This window comes from Colwellia sp. BRX10-9 (assembly GCF_014077405.1).
GTDB lineage: Bacteria > Pseudomonadota > Gammaproteobacteria > Enterobacterales > Alteromonadaceae > Colwellia_A.
Genome location: NZ_JACGVV010000002.1, coordinates 133320 through 153519 on the forward strand (window position 1 = coordinate 133320; position 20200 = coordinate 153519).

General features: G+C 37.5%; 15 protein-coding genes, 1 tRNA gene and 1 riboswitch. Of the genes, 13 read left to right on the forward strand and 3 right to left on the reverse strand.

The window, feature by feature from the left end:
- Positions 1-10: 10 nt before the first annotated feature.
- On the reverse strand, positions 11-2113 hold the full coding sequence (locus H4J69_RS01870; protein WP_182230579.1) for an SHOCT domain-containing protein: 2103 nt from the start codon (positions 2111-2113) through the stop codon (positions 11-13).
- A gap of 45 nt (positions 2114-2158) precedes the next feature.
- Positions 2159-2809 (reverse strand): single-stranded DNA-binding protein, encoded by a 651-nt coding sequence (locus tag H4J69_RS01875; protein WP_182218189.1) that lies wholly within the window; start codon positions 2807-2809, stop codon positions 2159-2161.
- Positions 2810-2928: 119 nt separating this feature from the next.
- A riboswitch (TPP riboswitch) is annotated at positions 2929-3047 on the forward strand.
- 90 nt (positions 3048-3137) lie between these two features.
- On the opposite strand from H4J69_RS01875, the gene H4J69_RS01880 reads away from it, so the two are divergent.
- The 11 genes from H4J69_RS01880 to H4J69_RS01930 all read left to right on the forward strand — a co-directional run bounded on the left by H4J69_RS01880 (position 3138) and on the right by H4J69_RS01930 (position 15768).
- Complete coding sequence (locus H4J69_RS01880) at positions 3138-5261, forward strand: TonB-dependent receptor (protein WP_182230577.1); 2124 nt, start codon at positions 3138-3140, stop codon at positions 5259-5261.
- Between the two features lie 652 nt (positions 5262-5913).
- Positions 5914-6069, forward strand: a complete 156-nt coding sequence (locus H4J69_RS01885; protein WP_182244361.1) for a hypothetical protein — start codon at positions 5914-5916, stop codon at positions 6067-6069.
- A 99-nt stretch (positions 6070-6168) separates the two neighbouring features.
- Positions 6169-6435, forward strand: a complete 267-nt coding sequence (locus tag H4J69_RS01890; protein ID WP_070375159.1) for a hypothetical protein — start codon at positions 6169-6171, stop codon at positions 6433-6435.
- A complete protein-coding gene (gene pnuC / locus H4J69_RS01895; RefSeq protein WP_182244360.1) occupies positions 6435-7106 on the forward strand; it encodes a nicotinamide riboside transporter PnuC in 672 nt (223 codons plus the stop codon). Before H4J69_RS01890 ends, pnuC begins: the two co-directional genes overlap by 1 nt.
- Before the next feature lie 4 nt (positions 7107-7110).
- Entirely contained in the window at positions 7111-8049 is a 939-nt protein-coding gene (locus H4J69_RS01900) for a phosphotransferase (protein WP_182244359.1), read from the forward strand.
- 355 nt (positions 8050-8404) lie between these two features.
- Positions 8405-9457: a hypothetical protein gene (locus H4J69_RS01905; protein ID WP_182244358.1), complete on the forward strand. Its 1053-nt coding sequence runs from the start codon at positions 8405-8407 to the stop codon at positions 9455-9457.
- 382 nt (positions 9458-9839) lie between these two features.
- On the forward strand, positions 9840-10748 hold the full coding sequence (cysD, locus tag H4J69_RS01910; protein WP_070375155.1) for a sulfate adenylyltransferase subunit CysD: 909 nt from the start codon (positions 9840-9842) through the stop codon (positions 10746-10748).
- Positions 10748-12160: a sulfate adenylyltransferase subunit CysN gene (gene cysN / locus H4J69_RS01915; protein ID WP_182217921.1), complete on the forward strand. Its 1413-nt coding sequence runs from the start codon at positions 10748-10750 to the stop codon at positions 12158-12160. Before cysD ends, cysN begins: the two co-directional genes overlap by 1 nt.
- Before the next feature lie 154 nt (positions 12161-12314).
- Positions 12315-14039: an SLC13 family permease gene (locus H4J69_RS01920; protein WP_182244357.1), complete on the forward strand. Its 1725-nt coding sequence runs from the start codon at positions 12315-12317 to the stop codon at positions 14037-14039.
- Positions 14040-14071: 32 nt separating this feature from the next.
- On the forward strand, positions 14072-14722 hold the full coding sequence (gene cysC, locus H4J69_RS01925) for an adenylyl-sulfate kinase (protein ID WP_182244356.1): 651 nt from the start codon (positions 14072-14074) through the stop codon (positions 14720-14722).
- A 62-nt stretch (positions 14723-14784) separates the two neighbouring features.
- Positions 14785-15768, forward strand: coding sequence for a DHHA1 domain-containing protein (locus H4J69_RS01930; protein ID WP_182244355.1), 984 nt, complete (start codon positions 14785-14787; stop codon positions 15766-15768).
- Between the two features lie 80 nt (positions 15769-15848).
- Here H4J69_RS01930 and H4J69_RS01935 read toward each other — a convergent pair.
- Positions 15849-15925: transfer RNA gene (locus tag H4J69_RS01935), tRNA-Arg, on the reverse strand.
- 205 nt (positions 15926-16130) lie between these two features.
- Here H4J69_RS01935 and H4J69_RS01940 point away from each other — a divergent pair.
- Both H4J69_RS01940 and H4J69_RS01945 read left to right on the forward strand, forming a co-directional pair.
- Positions 16131-17132, forward strand: coding sequence for an efflux RND transporter periplasmic adaptor subunit (locus tag H4J69_RS01940; protein ID WP_182244354.1), 1002 nt, complete (start codon positions 16131-16133; stop codon positions 17130-17132).
- Between the two features lie 4 nt (positions 17133-17136).
- Positions 17137-20187, forward strand: coding sequence for an efflux RND transporter permease subunit (locus H4J69_RS01945; protein WP_182244353.1), 3051 nt, complete (start codon positions 17137-17139; stop codon positions 20185-20187).
- Positions 20188-20200 lie beyond the last annotated feature (13 nt).

Genomic DNA, 20200 nt, shown 5'->3' on the forward strand with positions numbered 1-20200 from the left:
TCTATCCATATTAAACAATCATATCTGATAAAATTTTCGCTTTAGCTAAACTAAACTCTTCATCGGTTAAAAAACCCTGTTGCTTTAAATCAACAAGCTTGTCTAGCGAACTTATTAATTCGGAGTCATGAACAACAATGTCGTGCAATACCGCTGCGGTTTGCTTACTAGGTAGCGGTTCTTCTATTACGGATGCATCAATGCTTTCAGGCTCGGCCTTTTTTTTCTTAAAAACTTTTTTTATCGCGCTCTTAGCGATGGTTACTTTCAGCGGTCGTACCGTTGTTGCTTCTGGATTCAGCTGGCTGGCAATAAACCAACTCCAATCAATTAATGACTCTAAAATATCAAAATATTTAGCTTTGGTTAGACGCTGGTTACCTTTTCTAAAATATAAGCATACAACATATGTTTTAGCGTTTTTATCGGTTAAATAAAGCAGGACTTGTCGAGTTTCATCATCAATAAGCTTATGGCGATGCGCTTGATCAAATGACAAGCGCAGTTTGTTCTCGCATTGCTCATTGTAACCATGGTCAATATCTTCATTAATAATACTGACGTTGTTATCGTTTACCCAAATTTCACTTTTAACTATATCGGCAGTAGCCAATTGACTGTCTATTTCTGACTGATGGCGCTTGTAAAACGATACGGTTGTTTGGCTAGTATCGAGTTCAAAGCGTGCAAACATACCTCTTAATTTTGCTTTTTGATTGACCGTTTTTAGCCGTACTCGATAAAGCACCACCGCAACCACTAATATAAACAGGGTAAGCAGTAGTTTGCCATAAGCGCTATTGTTGAGTGGCAACAATTGTTCATCACTTTTATTCTCTAACTGAATACTCTTACTATTGTCACTTTTTAACGGGATAGCCTTTACCGATAATAATTGTTTATTGGTTAAATCTAACAGTAAGGGTTCGCCGTTGTGATCAAAGAGTAATGACACTTTATTTTTTGGAGAAAGCTCATCACGACTAAACGACAAAATAGGTAATGCAGCGCGACTTTGAGCCTCACTATTTACCATCGTGGTATTCAATTGGGCAAGTTGCCAATTTTTTGCATCGTTAATAAGATATAAGACACTTCCCACTGACGCTTCTAGGTTTCGCCCATAATAAGGGAAAATATTTCCATCAGTTCCTTGAGTAGATTTCAGCGGAAAAACAAGGTTATTTTGGTAAGAGTCTCGCCAGTCAGCACCTTTATCAGCAACAACAACTTGGTGACCGCCATCGTAGTCATGTTCTACGAGTAATGCGCCATAATGTTTTTTTGACCACGAAAAAGAACTAATGCTTTGAGCGCCTAAAATAAAGATCTCATTGTTAACGTCGTTTGTTTTCATAAAAGGGTTACTACTGGGCACCCTATAATTTCTTAAGCCAAATTTCTCAGGGTTAATGCGTAACACAACGCCAGAATATAAAGCACCTTCGCTAGCGTTGGCTGAGCTAGCGTTACTGTCAGATAAAGCAACAAGCATTAAGCCATAATCATCGTGCCATACTTTATTATATGGATTAAAGGCAATTTTCTGTATTTGATGTGTGGCAGTTGGCACCGCAATTCTCAGCACTTCTCTGCGTTGCTGCACATCAATTTTAATTGCCGCTGTGTTGTCGTATTGCCACTGTGTTATCACAGCGTCAAATGGCAATGCAACGGGATCGGCTAACAGCGTTAATCGCGCAACATTATTATTTGTTTTAGCGGGCTCAATATGTGCAGTAAAAAAGTTTTGGAAGCCAGTTTTATCTGCTAACGAAAAACTGGGGTGTAACGTTAGCGCGGTTAATTTAACTTGTTTATCGGTAGTATGATTATTTAGAGGTAAGCTTGCTAAAAAAGTGAGCTTGGCATTATTAAGTAAAGACAATTCGCCAGCAGCGTCTGCAATTAAGTATTGTTGCTTATTCTCATTATTAACAGGTAATGCAATAACGGTTATTTTATTGGTTGAACTTAGGCTAGGTAGCTGCGCTAAAACTTCGAGTTGAACTTCTTCAGCAATCGTTGTTAAGGGCGTTAATAGGCAGCAAAAAGCCAGCAACACTGGAAGTGTTTGCGTAGTTATTTTTTTTATATAATGAAAAACGTCCATATTTTGCCAACAATCCTAATTTTATAAAATTATAGATAATCCGTTTTAATGTTTCAATAAAATGACTTGGTGTGAATCAATAAATTGTGATTTTTTACTATCATTGAGATAGCTTAATCTTCCGTCGACAACTAATTGGTCGCCTAGCTCGGCCTTATCTTTAATATAATGTGCTTGTTTTCCCCAGATATGTACCGAACGTTCGATAGAAATATTTTGGGTTTGCTGTGTTATAGGCGAATACACTAAATTATTAACGGTTAAGTTAAGCGCGACTAATTCTTTATTATTCTCGGTTAGTACTAAATTAATATCGCTGCTTATTTCACCACTCATATGCACTTGGTTTATTGATTGGGCGTAACCCTTTGCAAATGTTTGTGCATAAGTGGCGTGTAATATTTCACGGTTAGCTTTTTTACTATTAAGTAAATAGCCTTGCACTAAAATAACATCACCCTTTTGCGAGTGAATAAGTGAACGATCAACAATATCACCAATAACTTTAACCGTATGATAACTCGTCCATTCTTTAAACTGTTGGCTCGTTTTGTCAAACCATCGGCTATGGGTCGCTAATACTAACTCAGCAACAGCAAGGACCGGGTTTGCTTGATAACGAATATCAGGCTTAGCAACTAAATTTCCTAATAAGGTTACTGAACATAAATGATTTTGGCTTAGATGATTTGTCATGGCAATTTAATAAAAAAAACTATAGTGCTAATTTACTGAAAATCATCAGATTAAGCAAATACATGACATTAAATAACCATAATTTCTCTGTACTTTGATGATAAAATTGTTAGTATGCCGAACAAACCAAGGGGTGCAATAAAAAGCTGTTGTTAATAGGCTTTTGTATTGCTGAGAATTTTTACCCTTAATACCTGAAACGGATAATGCCGGCGTAGGAATGGTTAATATGTTGAATACTTATCGTAAACACTTTGTGTAAGTGCTTACTTACGGTGTATTTACCTTATTGCTCTTTTTTGCTTGCATGCCATAAAAAGAGCCCAGTATGAATTTTATAAAATCTCCTATTTCAATTGCGGTAACTACGACTTTATTGACTTTTGCTAGCGTCACGCAGGCAAATGAATCAACTGATATTGAACGTATAACCGTCACTTCCAGTTTTAATAAGCAATCTTTAGCGCAAGCTCCTACTAGTATTGCAATCATCGACCAACAAAAAATAGCTGAGCAGGGCATTCAACATTTTGAAGAAGTTATTAATGGTGTCGCCAACTTAAATTTCTCTGGTGGAACATCTCGTCCGAAATATTTACAAATTAGAGGCGTCGGTGAGCGCTCTGAATACCGCGGTGCGCCAAACTCATCAGTGGGCTTCATTGTCGACGATATCGATTTGTCAGGCTTGGGCATGGCAGCTTCTATGTACGATGTTCAACAAGTTGAAGTCTTAAGAGGTCCACAAGGTACACGTTTTGGTGCCAATGCACTTGCGGGTTTAATTTACATAAAATCAAAAGACGCAACAGAATTACCCGAGCATGGTTTTAAAGTAACGTTAGGCAATGACGACTTAATTAATGTTGCCGGTTATAGCTCTGGTGCTGTCACCGAAGACTTAAATTACCGCATATCATTAGAGCAACATCAACAAAACGGTTATCGCGACAATCTTTATCTAAATAGAGATGATACTAATGGCATTGACGAGTTTTCTGGAAAGTTCAAATTGCAATATACGGCAACAGAAGATTTAAGTGTTGATTTTACTTATATATTTGCGGATAACGATAATAGTTTCGACCCATGGACATTAGATAACAACGGCTTTAATACGATCACGGACAACCCAGGTGTTGATAATCAAAAATCGCATGGCGGGGCACTAAAATTTAGTTTTGAAGGTTTGTCATTCGCAAAATTCGAAGCGATAAGCAGCTATACCACGACAGAGCATCAGCACGCTTATGATGGTGATTGGGCAAACGCAGATTATTGGGCAAGTAAAAGTTGTGATGGTGCGCCATGTGAATACAGTTACCTGTGGGATAAACGCGCCGATAGAGATGTTTGGTCACAAGAGTTTCGATTATCATCAAATGACGCCTCAAGAATTTTTGACAATACAACTGCTTGGCTAGTGGGTACTTACATTAGCAAAATGAATGAAGATAACGACCTTGACTCTTTTTATAATGGTTGGGAAGACGAAATACTCGACTCTACATACTCAGCTAATAATTATGCAATTTTTACCCAGTTAGACAGTGTTCTTAGCTATGGCCATGAATTATCAGTAGGTTTGCGCGTTGAAAAACGTTCAACCGATTATAGCGATAGTGCTGGCGATGAGTTTGACCCGTCTGAAACCATGTGGGGCGGACACATCGCCTTAAGTAAGATCATTAACAATGAGCATTCTGCTTATGTTCGTGTCGCGCGTGGCTACAAAGCGGGTGGTTTTAATATGGACTTACCCGAGCAATTAATCCAATTTAAAGAATTTGATACCGAAGTCTTAGTCAATTATGAATTAGGTCTGCAATCGAATATGCTAAATAATACCTTAGTCAGTCGACTAGCCTTATTTTATATGGACAGACAAGATCAACAAGTTAATGCTTCTCAACAGAACCCTGATAAGCCACAGCAATTTACCATTTACACGGCAAATGCCACCAGTTCAAGCAGTTACGGTTTGGAACTTGAGTTAACATACCAAGTTAATAATAATTTAACGATCGACTCGACAGTGGGCTACCTAAACGCAACATATGATGTTTATGGCTATTCTGACAAGTACGGTACAAACATTGACATTTCAGGACGCGATTTAGCACACGCACCAAGCTATACCTTTAGCCTTGGCTCTACGTATCGAAGCGATAATGGCGTTGTTTTCAATGTGAACTGGTCAGGAAAAGATGAATTTTTCTTCTCTGATAGCCATGACGAAAAAGCGTCAAGTTCAAACTTATTGAATGCGAAAGTTGCTTATGAACTCGCTGATTGGTCTATTTCACTTTGGGCTAGAAATATTACCGATGAAAAAATCGCAACACGCGGCTTCTTCTTCGGCAATGAGCCTGATTTAGATTGGGTAGCTAAAAAATATCAACGTTTTGGCGCACCAAGACAAATTGGTGTAACGTTTGATTATAACTTTTAAAGCTAAGCGCTCTTCAGCTAACACGCGGTCATCCTGAATTGATATGCCGCCATGTTGAAGTAACATGCCGTAATACTGAAGCAACACGCCGTTATGTTGAACTAACATGTCGTCATGCTGAATTTATTTCAGTATCTGTATTCGTTGCTAAAAGTAATGAGATCCTGAAACAAGTTCAGGATGACGTTTTTTAGCTTGGCAGAGCCGTTGTTAAAAGCCGCCTTGCCGTTATGCTGAACTAACACGTCGTCATGCTGAATTTATTTCAGTATCTGTATTCGTGGCTTAAAGTAATGAGGTCCTGAAACAAGTTCAGGATGACGGTTTTTTTAGCTTGGCAGAGCAGTTGTTAAAAACCGCCATGCCGTTATGTTGAAGTAACATGTCGTTATGATGAACTAACACGTCGTCATGCTGAATTTATTTCAGTATCTGTATTCGTGACTTAAAGTAATGAGATCCTGAAACAAGTTCAGGATGACGGAGGGTGTTAAGGATTACGGGTTTTTTAGCTTGGCAGAGCAGTTGTTAAAAACCGCCATGCCGTTATGTTGAACTAACATGTCGTCATGCTGAATTTATTTCAGTATCTGTATTAGTGGCTTAAAGTAATGAGATCCTGAAACAAGTTCAGGATGACGGGATTTTTAGCTTGGCAGAGCAGTTATTAAAAGCGCCTTGGCGTTATGTTGAAGTAACATGCCGTCATGTTGAACTAACATGTCGTCATGCTGAACTAACATGCCGTCATGATGAAGTAACACGTCGTCATGCTGAATTTATTTCAGTATCTGTATTAGTGACTTAAAGTAATGAGATCCTGAAACAAGTTCAGGATGACGGGGGGTGTTCAGGATGACGGTTTTTTTTGTTCACTGGGAAAAGTGGCATACCATTAGGAAATAATATGAAAATATCTATAGAAATTAGTTTGTATCCTCTAGCTGAAGAAAAGTTTAAAACTGAAATTTGGGCATTCATTAAGCGCCTTCGAAATGTAGCGGGCTTAAATGTAGTGACTAATGGCATGAGTACACAAGTATTTGGAGACTACGACTTAGCTACCCATCATGTTATGGCAGAAATAAAACATGTCCATCAAACCTTAAATGCTGCTGTTTTTGTGTGTAAGTTTATTGGTGGTGATCGCTCAGAAGTCGAAGCTGAAAGCTAATGGTTGAATCTTTATCAGCAACAGTCAATTATTTTGCGCATTTGCCTCTCTGGGAATTATTAGCGGTAATTTCAGCATTATTTTATGTGGTGTTAGCGGCAAAAGAAAATATTTGGTGTTGGCCAGCAGCGCTCGTGAGTACCATTATTTATAGCGTTATTTTTTATGATGTTTATTTATGGATGGACGCCTTATTGCAGGTTTATTATTTAGCGATGGCCATCTTTGGCTGGTATTGCTGGCGTCAGGTTTCTTCGCCGCAAAATAACGTAACAAATAATAGTAATACAAGCACGGTATTGGCCATCCAAAGCTGGCCGCTATTCCTTCATATCAAAATAGTGGTCTTACTAACTGCTTGCTCTTTGGCTGTTGGCTGGTTAATGGACAATTACACGCCAACACACTTCCCTTATTTAGATTCTGCAACTACGGTATTTGCGGTGTTTGCGACCTATTTAGTCACTAAAAAGGTCTTAGAGAATTGGTTGTACTGGATAGTCATCGATTTTGTTTCCATTTATCTCTATTTAGAAAAAGGCTTGCAACCTACCGCTGTGTTATTTGGCTTATATGTAGTCATGGCTATGGTCGGTTATGCAATTTGGTATAGTAAATATCAAAAAAGTCATCAACAAGCAGCAGGCAATATAGCCTCGGCGACTGAGTAGTTGAGTGGCGGCTTTAATCAATCAAAAAAGTAACAGCAGCTGTGAAGAGATTAAAGCCTTACCTTGTTTTATTCATCGCGATTGTAAAATTGAGAGATTAACAGGGGGTGAAAGTCATCAATGTTTTAAAGTGACGGTTAACAAAAATACTATTGAGCAAAATTTTTTTGTAAAGTCTTTCGCGGGCCATCAACAAACAGCACAAGCCGAGATTGCCAGTCACTTATTAGTAGCAGAAATCGGTGTAGCACCGGCTATAATTTATCATTCAGCATCATGGCTTGTTACCGAATTTATTACCGGTGATTCATTAAGCGATATTTATAAGCAACAAACTGACAGTGTAGCTAATAACAAAGTTACGGTGGCGATGTACTTAATGGTAAAAACTCATCAGCTAACACCGCCAGAAAATCATCCGGTGTTAGCCATTGAAGAGCTGCTTTACCACCAAGCCTCCAATAGTAAACTCTCGCAGTCTCAGCATATCGCGCTACAGAAAATAATCAGCGAAATAACACCTCCACAAGCCAAGCATAATCACTTAGTACTTTGTCATGGTGATGTTAATTATGAAAACATTCGTGTAAGCGCACTGTTTAATAATGAAAATCCGCAAAAGCATACTTGGTTAGTCGATTTCGAATGCAGTTGTTTAGCTGAAGCCGAATATGATCTCGCTATGTTTATCGCGATTAACGAATTCAGTGTTAACGATATAGATGCTTTAATACAAGACTATCTGCAATTTACTAATGCGACGATTGATAAAGAAAAAGTGTGTGAATATCTCGCTTGTTGTTATCTCATTAATGGCTTGTGGTACTTCGAGGCCGGCTATCAACACAAGCAAGCGCAAAAATTAATGGCTAAGGCACACCAGCAGTTTGTACTTTTTGACCAATTAGGCTTGTTAACAGAAAAAATAACATTATTATTTTAATCTGTACTATCTTTATTATCCTCAGTAATTTACTCAGTAATAGCTACTATTTATAAAGTAGCTCTATTGAATTTAGTTACTGACTATTTAGTAGTTTATATCAACTTATATCGTGAAGTTACTTTTGTATCACGGTGATTTATTTAAGTTATTGAACATCCGGTACCGTAATAAAAATGCAATAAAGGCTTAAGATTTTAATAATGCAAATCAGCCGTTAAATATTTATTTTATTGTTATTCTTTTTGTTGATCAGGCGTGATGTCGATGCTAATATTTACTACAAAGATCATTCTGTTGTTTATCTATATAACAAGGAATGTTAGGTTTTTTACTTTCAAATCAGGGATTAACAATGAATAAAATTATGCTTACAACAGTTGCTGCGGCAATTTCTTTGACTTTATCGGCATGTTACCAAGATGATGGTACTGTTCTTGCGCCAAACCAAGCGCCACCGGTTCCACCAACACCTTCTACATTAGATGTATCAGGTTCTGGTATCAAAGGTGTATTAGCTAACGCTTTAGTTGAAGTTTTTGATAGCTCAGATGTAGAAACTGCTCTAGCTAACACTCAAACAGATGAAAATGGTGATTACACACTTTCATTAACTGATGCTTCTGGTGAAGCAATCACAGGTACTTTTTTCGTACGCGTAAGTGCTGACGAAGATACTACAATGATTTGTGATGCTCCAGCTTGTGGTGACGTAGTTAGAGGTGGAGTTGTTCCAGCATCACAATTAGTGGGCTTAGAACTTTCAACCATGAGTAATTCTGACGGTAGCGGTGCAATCTCTGCTGAAGTTAACGCATTAACAACACTTGCAACTGAAACTATTTTAGCGGTAATTGAAGACGATGCAGATATCGACCTTTCTGACCCAGAAGTTTTTGAAGCGTTTCAAGTAGATGCTTCTCGAGTGATTGGTGCTACTTTAGGTTTAGATTTATCTGAAACTAACATTTTTGACGTTGTAATTGTTGATGCTTCTGTATCTGCAAATGTATCAACAGACGATATGATAGCAGCAACGTTAACGCTTATTAACGGTTCGCTTTCAGGTTTAGAGCCAGGCACTGATGAAACTCTTGCTGATGCAATTAAAACTTATATCGCTGCTGTTAAACTAGTTACTAAAGCGATTATTAATAACCCTGGTGCAGCATTAGATGCTGACTCAGTAGCGGCAATGGCAAGAATTAATGCTGTTCAAGCTAAAGTTTCGCAAGCAATTAAAGATTTAGCATCAGTTATTGCAGGCGATACAGGTAATGCTGTCGGTATTGTAAATATTCCTGACGTAATCAATCCTGATGATATCGCAGCTTCTGTTGATTTAGATGACGACATTACTGGTGGTACTGGCGGTACAGGTGGTACAGGTGGTACTGGCGGTAACTAATCCCAGTAACTATTATCTGAATAAAAACCGATAGATTTATCTATCGGTTTTTTTTTGCCAGAAATGCTCAATAATAATGCTAAATATAGAAGAATAGATCAGTATAATCAGCTAAATATTTAATTGCAGAATAACTCCGCCACCGCCATAATCATTGCAAGGTAGCTATATTTAATAATTCTAGCATAGCGTTTGTAATAGTCGTGCTTTCACTCTTGTTTAGTCGTTTTAATTTAATTGTCTAAGTTAGCTTTAGTTTATCTATAGTTAGTTTATTGCAAGCTAGTTATAACCTAAGTTATTTAGTTATTTCGCTATATCGTTTTGGTTTGATATAATTTTTTGTAAGATTTTGACATAAAAAATGTAAAATAGGGCATATATGAATAAGAATAAATTAACACATTTAAAAGCACTGGAAGCTGAATCAATTCAAATAATGCGTGAAGTTGCTGCTGAATTTGATAATCCTGTTATGTTGTATTCAATAGGGAAAGATTCTTCTGTTCTTTTGCATTTAGCGCGTAAAGCTTTTTATCCGGGTAAAATTCCCTTCCCATTAATGCACGTTGATACGGATTGGAAATTCAAAGAAATGATTGAATTTCGTAATAATCTAGCAGAAAAGTATGACTTCGATTTAATTGTCCATAAAAACCCTGAAGGGCTTGCTATGGGTGTAGGTCCGTTTACCCATGGTAGTGCCAAACATACCGACATCATGAAAACACAAGGTTTAAAACAAGCATTAGACATGCATGGTTTTGACGCCGCTTTTGGTGGTGCCCGTCGTGATGAAGAAAAGTCTCGTGCTAAAGAACGTGTTTATTCATTTCGCGATAAAAATCATCGTTGGGATCCTAAAAACCAACGTCCAGAGCTTTGGAATATTTATAACTCTAAAGTTGATCAAGGCGAAAGTATTCGTGTGTTCCCATTGTCTAATTGGACCGAACTTGATATTTGGCAGTATATTTATCAAGAAGATATTGAAATGGTTCCACTTTATTTTGCAGCCAAAAGACCTGTTGTTAAACGTGATGGCTCGTTAATCATGGTAGATGATGAACGCATGCCATTAAACGAAGGCGAAGTGCCTGAAATGAAATCAGTACGTTTTAGAACGCTAGGTTGTTACCCACTTACCGGCGCTATTGAATCGACTGCAACAACATTGCCTGAAATTATTCAAGAAATGCTTTTAACAACCACTTCTGAGCGACAAGGTCGAGTCATTGATAATGATTCAGCCGGTTCAATGGAAAAGAAAAAAATGGAAGGGTACTTTTAATGAACACTGAACAAACATTATTGGCAACAGATATTGAAGGCTACTTAAAACAGCATGAAAACAAAGATATGCTGCGTTTTATCACCTGTGGCAGTGTAGATGACGGAAAGTCGACATTAATAGGCCGCTTACTTTTTGATAGCAAAATGATTTTTGAAGATCAGATGGCTGCTATTGAAAAAGATTCTAAAAAGTTTAATACCACAGATGGTGATTTTGATTTAGCGTTACTCGTTGACGGTTTACAGTCTGAACGCGAACAGGGTATTACTATAGATGTTGCTTATCGTTACTTTGCTACAGAGCAACGTAAATTTATTATTGCCGATACTCCAGGCCATGAGCAGTACACACGTAATATGGCAACGGGTGCTTCTACATGTGACTTAGCCATTATATTAATTGATGCGCGTCATGGCGTGCAAGTGCAAACACGACGTCATTCATATATCTGTTCATTATTAGGTATTAAGCACGTGGTTATTGCTATTAATAAAATGGATGCAGTAGATTATGATCAAAAGACATACCAAAAAATTAAAAGTGATTACCGTGAATTTGCTAAATCATTAAACATTGAAGATGTTCGCTTTGTGCCTATTTCAGCTTTACGCGGCGATAACGTAGTCAACGAAAGTGAGCATATGCCTTGGTACCCAGGGTCACCTTTACTTAAGTTATTGAATACCGTGCAAATTAGCGGTGAAAAAAATAGTGCTTTTCGTTTTCCTGTTCAATACGTTAACCGTCCTAATTTAGACTTTAGAGGATTTGCCGGTACGATCGCCTCAGGTGAAATTCGTGTTGGTGATACTATTGTTGCGCTACCTTCAGGTAAGCAAAGTAAAATTAAGTCGATAGTAACTTTTGATGGCGAACTTGAAACGGCTTATGCCGATATGGCTGTAACACTGACGCTTGAAGATGAGATAGATGTTAGTCGCGGTGATATGATTGTGCGACCGCATGAGCAACCCGCTTCTTCTAATACCTTTAGTGCAGATGTTGTGTGGATGGATGAAGCGGCACTACAAATAGACCGTGAATACATTATTAAAGTGGGCACTCATGCTACGTTTGGCTCTGTTGATAAAATAGAATATAGCGTTAATGTTAATACCATGGAAAAGCAAGACGTACAGCATTTAGCGTTGAATGAAATAGGGCGTTGTAACTTTACGTTAAACGAACCTGTGCAGTTTGATGCTTATCAAGAGAACCGTCAAACAGGTGCTTTTATTATTATTGACCGTTTAACCAATGCAACGGTTGGCGCGGGCATGATAGCTTCACAACTGACGCAATTGGAAAAAGGACAGCCTAAAAAGTACAGTGATTACGAACTTGAACTTAATGCTTTTGTTTGTAAGCACTTTCCTCATTGGGGAGCTAAAAGTTTAGCTAAAAAGTAACGAGGCTAAAAGATGTAAACTAAGGGCAATGAGGTTCGTGTAAAAAACAGCTAGCAATATCTCAGTTTTTTACTCAGCCGCTTTGCTCTTAGTTATTATTTGCCTTTAATTTTTTCTTAAGATTAGCTGTTAAAAGTTAACAGGGTTTATATATTTGAATATAGATGCAGCGTTTGTACTATTAATATTTATTAGTACAATTATAGGTTTATTAAAGTTTCAGAAGCAGCCTGGAAAGGTTTTTGGCTTTACTTTTATTGCCCTTATTATTAGCGGACAAGTTTCAAATGAAGCGGTGTTAGCCAGTATGTCTAATAAAGGCTTAATAACGCTTATTTTGTTAATACTGTGTTCTTTAGCGTTAGAAAAAACTCGCTTACTGCGTATACTCGCCAGCAAAGTTTTATTCTCAAGTTATGGCAAAACCTGGATCAGGCTTTTTAGTTTAACGGTTGTTTCTTCAGCCTTGTTAAATAATACCGCCGTTGTCTCTACCATGCTGGCGCCGATTCGGAACAACCCTTATCATTCTGCTAGTCGATTATTATTACCCTTGTCTTATGCGGCTATTTTTGGCGGTACGCTAACCTTAATTGGCACGTCTACTAACTTAATTGTTAACAGTTTAGTCTTAAATGCTGATCTACCTGCCTTAGGCTTTTTTGATTTTTTCCCGGTAGGTGTTTTTATCGTTATTACTTGTGGCTGTGCGCTGTGGTTTTTATCTAAATATCTCCCCGAGACAGATATTAATTCAACGCTAGAAAGTTCATATTTATTAGATGCTAAAGTAGAAATTAATTCGGCATTGATTGGCAAAACAGTAGAAGAAAACGCTTTAAGACATTTAGACTCTTTATTTTTAATTGAAATAATTCGTGCGGGACAAACGATTACGCCTGTTTCTCCCGACCAAGTTATTAGTGCCAACGATAAGCTTATTTTTAATGGTGACGTTACTAAAGTAAACCAACTTAAGCAGTTTGATGGTTTAACTGTTTTTGCACACAAACAAGGCTTGTCTGATGACAACTTAACGGAAGTCTTCGTTCGCTCTGAAAGTGTACTCATTAATAAAACATTAAAAGGCGTTGGCTTTAGAGCTAAGTTTGACGCTGCTGTGGTAGCAATGAAAAGAGACGGGCAAGCCGTTACAGGTAAGCTTGGCGATGTTAGCATTCGTCCGGGTGATTACTTAGTGTTAGCAACTGGCCAAGATTTTAAAGCCAGAAATAATGTTGATAAAAACTTTATTGTTGTCAATGGCGTTGAGCCAGAATCAAAACTTACCGGTAAAAAAGAACCTTTTGTTATTATAAGTTTTTTCTTAACCGTAGCATTAAGTGCACTAGGGATTATTTCTTTATTCAAAGGAATGTTAGTGCTATTTTCTTTTTTCTTATTGTCGAATTGCTTGTCTAAAGATGAAGTGATTAGACGTTTTCCAATACAAATTTGGCTGATTATTTCTACGGCGCTAATGCTTGCCAGTGCGTTAATAAATAGTGGATTACTAACGTCTCTTGAAACGATTACTTCTTTGTCGGGCAGTATAACGCCGACCGTCGCCTTAATTATTATATTTTTATTAACGGTATTATTAACCGAGTTGGTCACTAATAATGCCGCAGCCGCGCTAATATTCCCAATAGCTTATAGTATAGCGTTGAACTATGGTGTAAATATTACTCCCTTTATTATGGCCGTAGCCTTTGGTGCCAGTGCTAGTTTTATTAGCCCATATGGGTATCAAACCAATTTAATGGTCTTTAGTGCCGGGCAATACCAGTTGATAGATTTTATAAAAATAGGTGTGCCCATTAGCGTTATATATTGCACTACTGCGATTTGTAGTATTTTATATTTCTTCCCTTTTTAGCTATTAATAGCGTCCAATGATAAATGTGAATTATGAAAAAAAATAACCCAGCAAGTCCTTATATAGAAAAAAACAACACAGAAAAATCGTCAGATGTAGTTTGGCATCAACAGAGTGTCACTGCTGAGCAAAAGTCTCAATTAAAAGGCCATAAAGCGGTATTGCTATGGTATACCGGCCTAAGTGGTTCGGGTAAATCTACCGTTGCCAACGCAGTTGAGCAAAAATTACTGGAACGTGGCTGTCACAGTTATTTACTTGATGGTGACAATGTTCGCCACGGTTTAAATAACGATTTAGGGTTCACTGACGAAGACCGTATTGAAAATATACGTAGGATAGGTGAAGTGGCTAAGTTATTTGTAGACGCAGGTTTGCTTGTTTCAACGGCCTTTATTTCTCCTTTTCAAAAAGACAGAGACCAAGCCAGAGCCTTACTTAAAGACGCGTTATTTTTAGAGGTATTTATTGATACGCCTTTAGATGTTTGTGAAAGCCGTGATCCTAAAGGTTTATATAAAAAAGCCAGAGCGGGTGAAATCGCTAATTTTACTGGTATAAGTTCGGCTTATGAAGCCCCTGAAACTGCTGAAATACATATCGAAACAGCGCATTTGTCTATTGAACAATGTGCTGATTTAGTGATAAACGCTTTAATAAAAAAACAAATTATAAAATCATAGTCTTTACCCATGGCTTTATCGAAAAAAAATAATTGTAAAGACTAAAAATAAAGGATTTATCTGTGAACTATGACGTATTTAATGGTGATGCCGACGGTATTATCGCCTTGCTGCAATTGCAATTAGCCAATCCGACAGCAAGTGTCAAAATTACCGGCGTTAAACGTGATATTGCTTTACTGCAACAGGTCGTTGAAATAACAAATGCCCAAGGCAATAGTAGAGACGAGAGTGTTATACGCGCTTTAGATATTTCAATGGAAAAAAATAAAGACGCATTGAATACCTTATTAGCTGAAGGCGTCAACGTAACTTATATCGATCATCACCGTGCGGGTGACATTCCGGAACATGTAAATTTACAAACGCATATTGATTTAGATGCAAATACTTGTACGGCTTTAATCGTTGATAAGATTTTAGCTGGGAAGTTTCATCATTGGGCAATTTGTGCCGCTTTTGGTGACAATCTTATTGCTAAGGCGACTAAGTTAGCCAATTTAGCCGGTTTAAACGATAACGAATGCGAGCAGTTAGAAACGTTAGGTACCTTAATTAACTACAATGGTTATGGTTCACATATTGACGATTTGCATTTTCATCCGGCAAGGTTATACGAATTACTGTTAGCTTATTCTAGCCCTTTTGATGCGATTAAAGATGCAGACTCTCCTTATTATATTTTGCAAAAACTATATAACCAAGACCATTTAAAAGCCGTTAACACCAAAGCATTTTATGACACAGCGTTATTAACCGCATTTGAATTACCGGATGAAACATGGGCCAGAAGAATAAGTGGTGTTTTTGGTAATGAATTAGCCAATATAAACCCAAAGAAAGCACACGCTATTTTTACAATAAATACTGATAACACCTATACGGTTTCTTTAAGAGCGCCATTAGCGAATAAACAAGGTGCTGGTGATATTTGTAGTCAGTTTGCTACAGGTGGAGGACGTGCGGCTGCCGCTGGTATCAATGCGCTTGCTAAAGATAAGATTGAAGCGTTTTTAGCCGCAGTAGCAGCTTACTATAGCGAATGAGTGACGTGATAAAATAGATAAGCGGTCACTGTAAAAATGAAACTGTTTATTTAACGTGTTTTTTGTTTATAGGAAAAAAGTGGTCCACCCGACAGGACTTGAACCTGTGACCTCACGCTTCGGAGGCGTGAACTCTATCCAGCTGAGCTACGGGTGGTTTGCTGTGTTAAGCGCGGCAAATACTATAATTAATCGTGAAAATTGTCTAGCTTTGTCGTCTTTATTTTCTGTACAGCAGGGAATTTTATGGTTCTTAGTCAAGCTAAGGATAAATAATGGAAAAAGATGTACTTTATTCCGCAACAACCCTAAAGTATTGGCTATAATAAAATCAGTTAATTTAACGCGTTATAGAATTGAATATGAAATCATGGAATAGTTTTATTAAGTTTTTGATGATTGGAATAACACTTTCCGTATCATTTTTTACATTGTCACAGAGTTACGATTTTGAACAGATCATTGTTGAGCCCTACGCAGACACGATAAAACGGACAGGGAAACTTGATTTTAAAAGAACGTTAAATTTGTCATTTAAAAGTAGTGGATATTTAGCTAAGTTAGCCGTTGATGAAGGGCAGTACTTTGAAAAAGATCAGCTCATTGCTTCTTTAGACACTCGTGAATTACTGCAAAATAAAAACGCTACTTATGCTCAATTATTACAAGCAAAGCGCGAAGTTAACCGCCAAAAAAAACTACTCGAAAATAAATTAAGCTCAGAACAAGATCTTGATGTGGCCTTAACTCGTGTTGAAACAAGCAGAGCTAACTATCAAGTCGCCTTTTATCATTTTGAAAAAGCACAAATTTTTGCGCCATTTTCAGGTGTAGTATTAAATCGTTATACTGAACTAGGTGAACTACAATCACCAGGCAGTAATGTACTAAAAATAGCCGCTTTAGAACAAAATTGGGTGGTAAAAGTTGCCTTAACAGGTAACGAAGTTAGCCAAGTGCGTTTAGGTCAAAAGGTGAATGTTTCTTTACAAGCACTTGGCGGTGTTATTGGCGAGGTAAGCAAAATACCTGCTATTGCTAATACCGATGGCAATATGTTTATTATAGAAGTGTTACTGCCAAATATTAATTTGAACAATGGTATTGTTGCTGGGCAAATTGCTGAAATCACCATCGACTTTACCAGTGATAACTTTGTTTATCGCTTACCGATATCGGCATTGGTAACTGTTAATAATAATGGTCAGGCCGTTTTTATTGTAAGGAATGAGCAAGACCTTAAGTATCAATCTTATGATATTTACCGTTTAGATAATCAGTTTGTTTATCTGTTTGCTTCGGTTGATGACCAACCCTTACAAATAGTGACGAGTGGTTGGCAACATATTTCAATAGGTAAGTAATTTTATGCTACTACCTAAACTCGCCATAAAAAACGCTCAGTTTACTCTAACGATAGTGGTGCTATTAGTACTGGTTGGTATTGTTTCATACTTTCAAATGCCACGTTCAGAAGACCCGCAATTTGATATGCCCATCACCTTAATTGAAGTGATTTATCCTGGTGCCTCACCCGCAGATATTGAAACTTTAGTGATAAATCCACTTGAGGAAGAATTTTCTGATATAGAAAATATCAAAAAAATTGAATCTCAGGTCAAAAATGGTGGGGCTCGTATTGAAATTACCTTTTTATATGGCACGGACTCCGAAGCTGCTTTTAACAAAGTAAAGCAAGCGGTTTCATCCGTTAAACCCAGTTTACCTCAAGGTGTTCATGACTTACTTGTTTTAAAAGCAACACCCTCTGGTGTCGCTATTATGCAACTGGCACTTTGGAGTGAGCCGATTGATTATAAAGATATGGAGTTTTACGCCAAACAGTTAGAAAAACGTTTAGAAGCGATTAACGACGTTCGAAAAGCGAATATTTGGGGATACCCTCAGCAAATTGTTGCGATTGACGTTAATTTAGCCTTGTTAAAGCATTACGGTTTATCTGTTACCGATATCAACGCAATTTTGCAAGGTCGAGCCGTAAATATTACCCCGGGTTATGTTGATGCAAGTTCAAGGCGCTTTAATGTAAAAGCCAGTGGGAATTTTGTGCAATTGGCCGAGTTAGGTGAAACGGTTATTCGCTCTGATGACAGTTTTATACTACGTTTAAAAGATGTTGCGACAATTGAATTTTCTGGATTAGAGCCTAATTATTTAGCATATTATGACAATAAGCCGGTTATTTTTCTAACCGTAGAGCAACGACCCGATACAAATATTTTTGCGCTAACTGAAAATATCGATAATGAAATAGCAAGTTTTACCGAAAGTTTACCTGACAACATGAATGTTGATGTGTTGTTTAAACAAGCGGATAGTGTTGAATCAAGAGTAAATGGTTTCTTTGATAACCTTTGGCAAGGACTAGTCTTAGTTGGCATTATGTCGCTAATATTCTTAGGGTTACGTGAATCTTTAGTGGTCATTGCGGTGATTCCGTTGTCATTTTTAGTGGCAATAGGTTGGTTAGATTTTATTGGCTTCGGTTTACAACAAATGTCGATTGTTGGATTGATCATTGCATTAGGTTTGCTAGTTGATAATGCCATTGTTGTTACCGAGAGTATTCATCGCGAAAAGAAAAAAGTCACGCCTCTTAGTGACGCGGCAGCATCTGGTACAAGCAAGGTTGGCTGGGCAATAACCAGTGGCACTGTTACCACGATGTTAGCGTTTTTACCTATGCTAATGTTAGCAAGCAGTACCGGTGACTTTGTTCGCTCAATGCCTGTTACTGTGGTATTAGTGTTACTCGCTTCTTTGTTAATTGCACTAACGTTAACGCCACTGTTAGCGAGCCGATTTTTTGCAGCCAATACAGAGAAAAACACCTCTAAAATAAAGACTTTGCAGCATTATGTGAATATATTTGCCGAGCAGACTTATGCAAAATGGTTAAGTCGGTTTATCAATTTACGCTGGATTGTTATTGTTATTGCAGTTTTATGCTTAGTGGGCATGTTGTCATTATTTGGCAAGGTGGGCGTGAGTCTTTTCCCTAAAGCGGAAAAGCCAATGATCATGCTTGATGTTGAAACACCGCCTAATTCATCGTTAGCTTATACTGATAAAGTTATGCAAAAAATGACTAAAATCATCGAAAAAAATGATTTAGTAGAAAAAGTTGCTTTAAATGTTGGTAGTGCCAACCCTCGTATTTATTACAATCAAATTCCTAAACGTGGTGTGGCAACTTATGGCCAGGTTATTGTTGTATTGGCTGAATATGACGCGGTAAGAGTCTCTAGTTTTGTTAGTGAACTGCGCGAAGAGTTCGGTCAGTGGCAGGAAGCTAAAATTACGGTTAGTGAGTTTACGCAAGGTCCGGTTACTGACTTACCCATAAGCGTTAGGTTAATGAGTGAGTCACTGTCTGACTTAGAGCTGGTTGCTAATGATCTTGCCAATATGATGGCAAATACAAAAGGCATCATAAATATTGATAACCCAATTGGTGTTGCTAATACAGAGCTTCTGCTGGATATCAATTATGAAAAAGCAGGTTTAAGCAATATAGATATCAATACCCTTGATACTACTTTACAGACGATACTTTCTGGAACATCCATAGGGCAATTTAATGACGATAACGGTGAAAATTATCCCATTATTGTGCGTCGTAAAAATCCAGATATTGATGGTTTAGCTGATATTAATGTTACTAATCGATTAGGTGAAGCTATTCCGCTTAATCAATTTATTAGTACTAAACTGCAAAAAGGTCGCACTGAGTTTTATCATTATCAAAAATTACGTATGGCAAAAGTATCTGCAGATGTAGATAAAAATTATACGGTAAGTGAGCTTACGGCTAACGTTATTGCGTACTTAGATGAGTATAAAATGCCAAACGGCGTTAGTTATAATTTGGGAGGAGAAGAAGAATCTCGTCAAGAAAATTTTTCTGGGCTCACTCAAATCATGCTTGTTACCGCTATTGGTATTTTCGCGGTGCTGGTCTTACAGTTTAAGTCTTTTTTACAACCCATCGTAATTTTTACTTCAATTCCCTTTGCTATGGCAGGCTCGATAATAGGTTTATATTTAACCGAACAATCCTTTTCAATGATGGCATTTATTGGTTTAATTAGTCTGTTTGGGATAGTGGTCAATAATGCCATTATATTAATTGATACCACCAATCGAAACCTTGCAGAGTCAGCTAGCTTAAAAGAAGCCATTATAACGGCTAGCGCAAGCCGTTTTACCCCAATATTATTAACAACGCTAACAACTATTGGTGGACTGTTGCCCTTAACTATTTTTGGTGGTGCGTTATGGCAGCCTTTAGGCACTGTTATTATTTCAGGCTTATGTGTCTCGGCTATCGCGAGCTTTTTATTAGTACCGGTATTAACCGACGTATTTACTGAAGATAAAAAACAAAACAACGACTAAACAAAAACTCAAC

What these genes read in the sequence shown, in the direction of transcription:
- H4J69_RS01870 (WP_182230579.1), bottom strand. Translation starts at nt 2,113, where the DNA reads ATGGACGTTTTTCATTATATAAAAAAAATAACTACGCAAACACTTCCA.
- H4J69_RS01875 (WP_182218189.1), bottom strand. Translation starts at nt 2,809, where the DNA reads ATGACAAATCATCTAAGCCAAAATCATTTATGTTCAGTAACCTTATTA.
- H4J69_RS01880 (WP_182230577.1), top strand. Translation starts at nt 3,138, where the DNA reads ATGAATTTTATAAAATCTCCTATTTCAATTGCGGTAACTACGACTTTA.
- H4J69_RS01890 (WP_070375159.1), top strand. Translation starts at nt 6,169, where the DNA reads ATGAAAATATCTATAGAAATTAGTTTGTATCCTCTAGCTGAAGAAAAG.
- pnuC (WP_182244360.1), top strand. Translation starts at nt 6,435, where the DNA reads ATGGTTGAATCTTTATCAGCAACAGTCAATTATTTTGCGCATTTGCCT.
- H4J69_RS01905 (WP_182244358.1), top strand. Translation starts at nt 8,405, where the DNA reads ATGAATAAAATTATGCTTACAACAGTTGCTGCGGCAATTTCTTTGACT.
- cysD (WP_070375155.1), top strand. Translation starts at nt 9,840, where the DNA reads ATGAATAAGAATAAATTAACACATTTAAAAGCACTGGAAGCTGAATCA.
- cysN (WP_182217921.1), top strand. Translation starts at nt 10,748, where the DNA reads ATGAACACTGAACAAACATTATTGGCAACAGATATTGAAGGCTACTTA.
- cysC (WP_182244356.1), top strand. Translation starts at nt 14,072, where the DNA reads ATGAAAAAAAATAACCCAGCAAGTCCTTATATAGAAAAAAACAACACA.
- H4J69_RS01940 (WP_182244354.1), top strand. Translation starts at nt 16,131, where the DNA reads ATGAAATCATGGAATAGTTTTATTAAGTTTTTGATGATTGGAATAACA.
- H4J69_RS01945 (WP_182244353.1), top strand. Translation starts at nt 17,137, where the DNA reads ATGCTACTACCTAAACTCGCCATAAAAAACGCTCAGTTTACTCTAACG.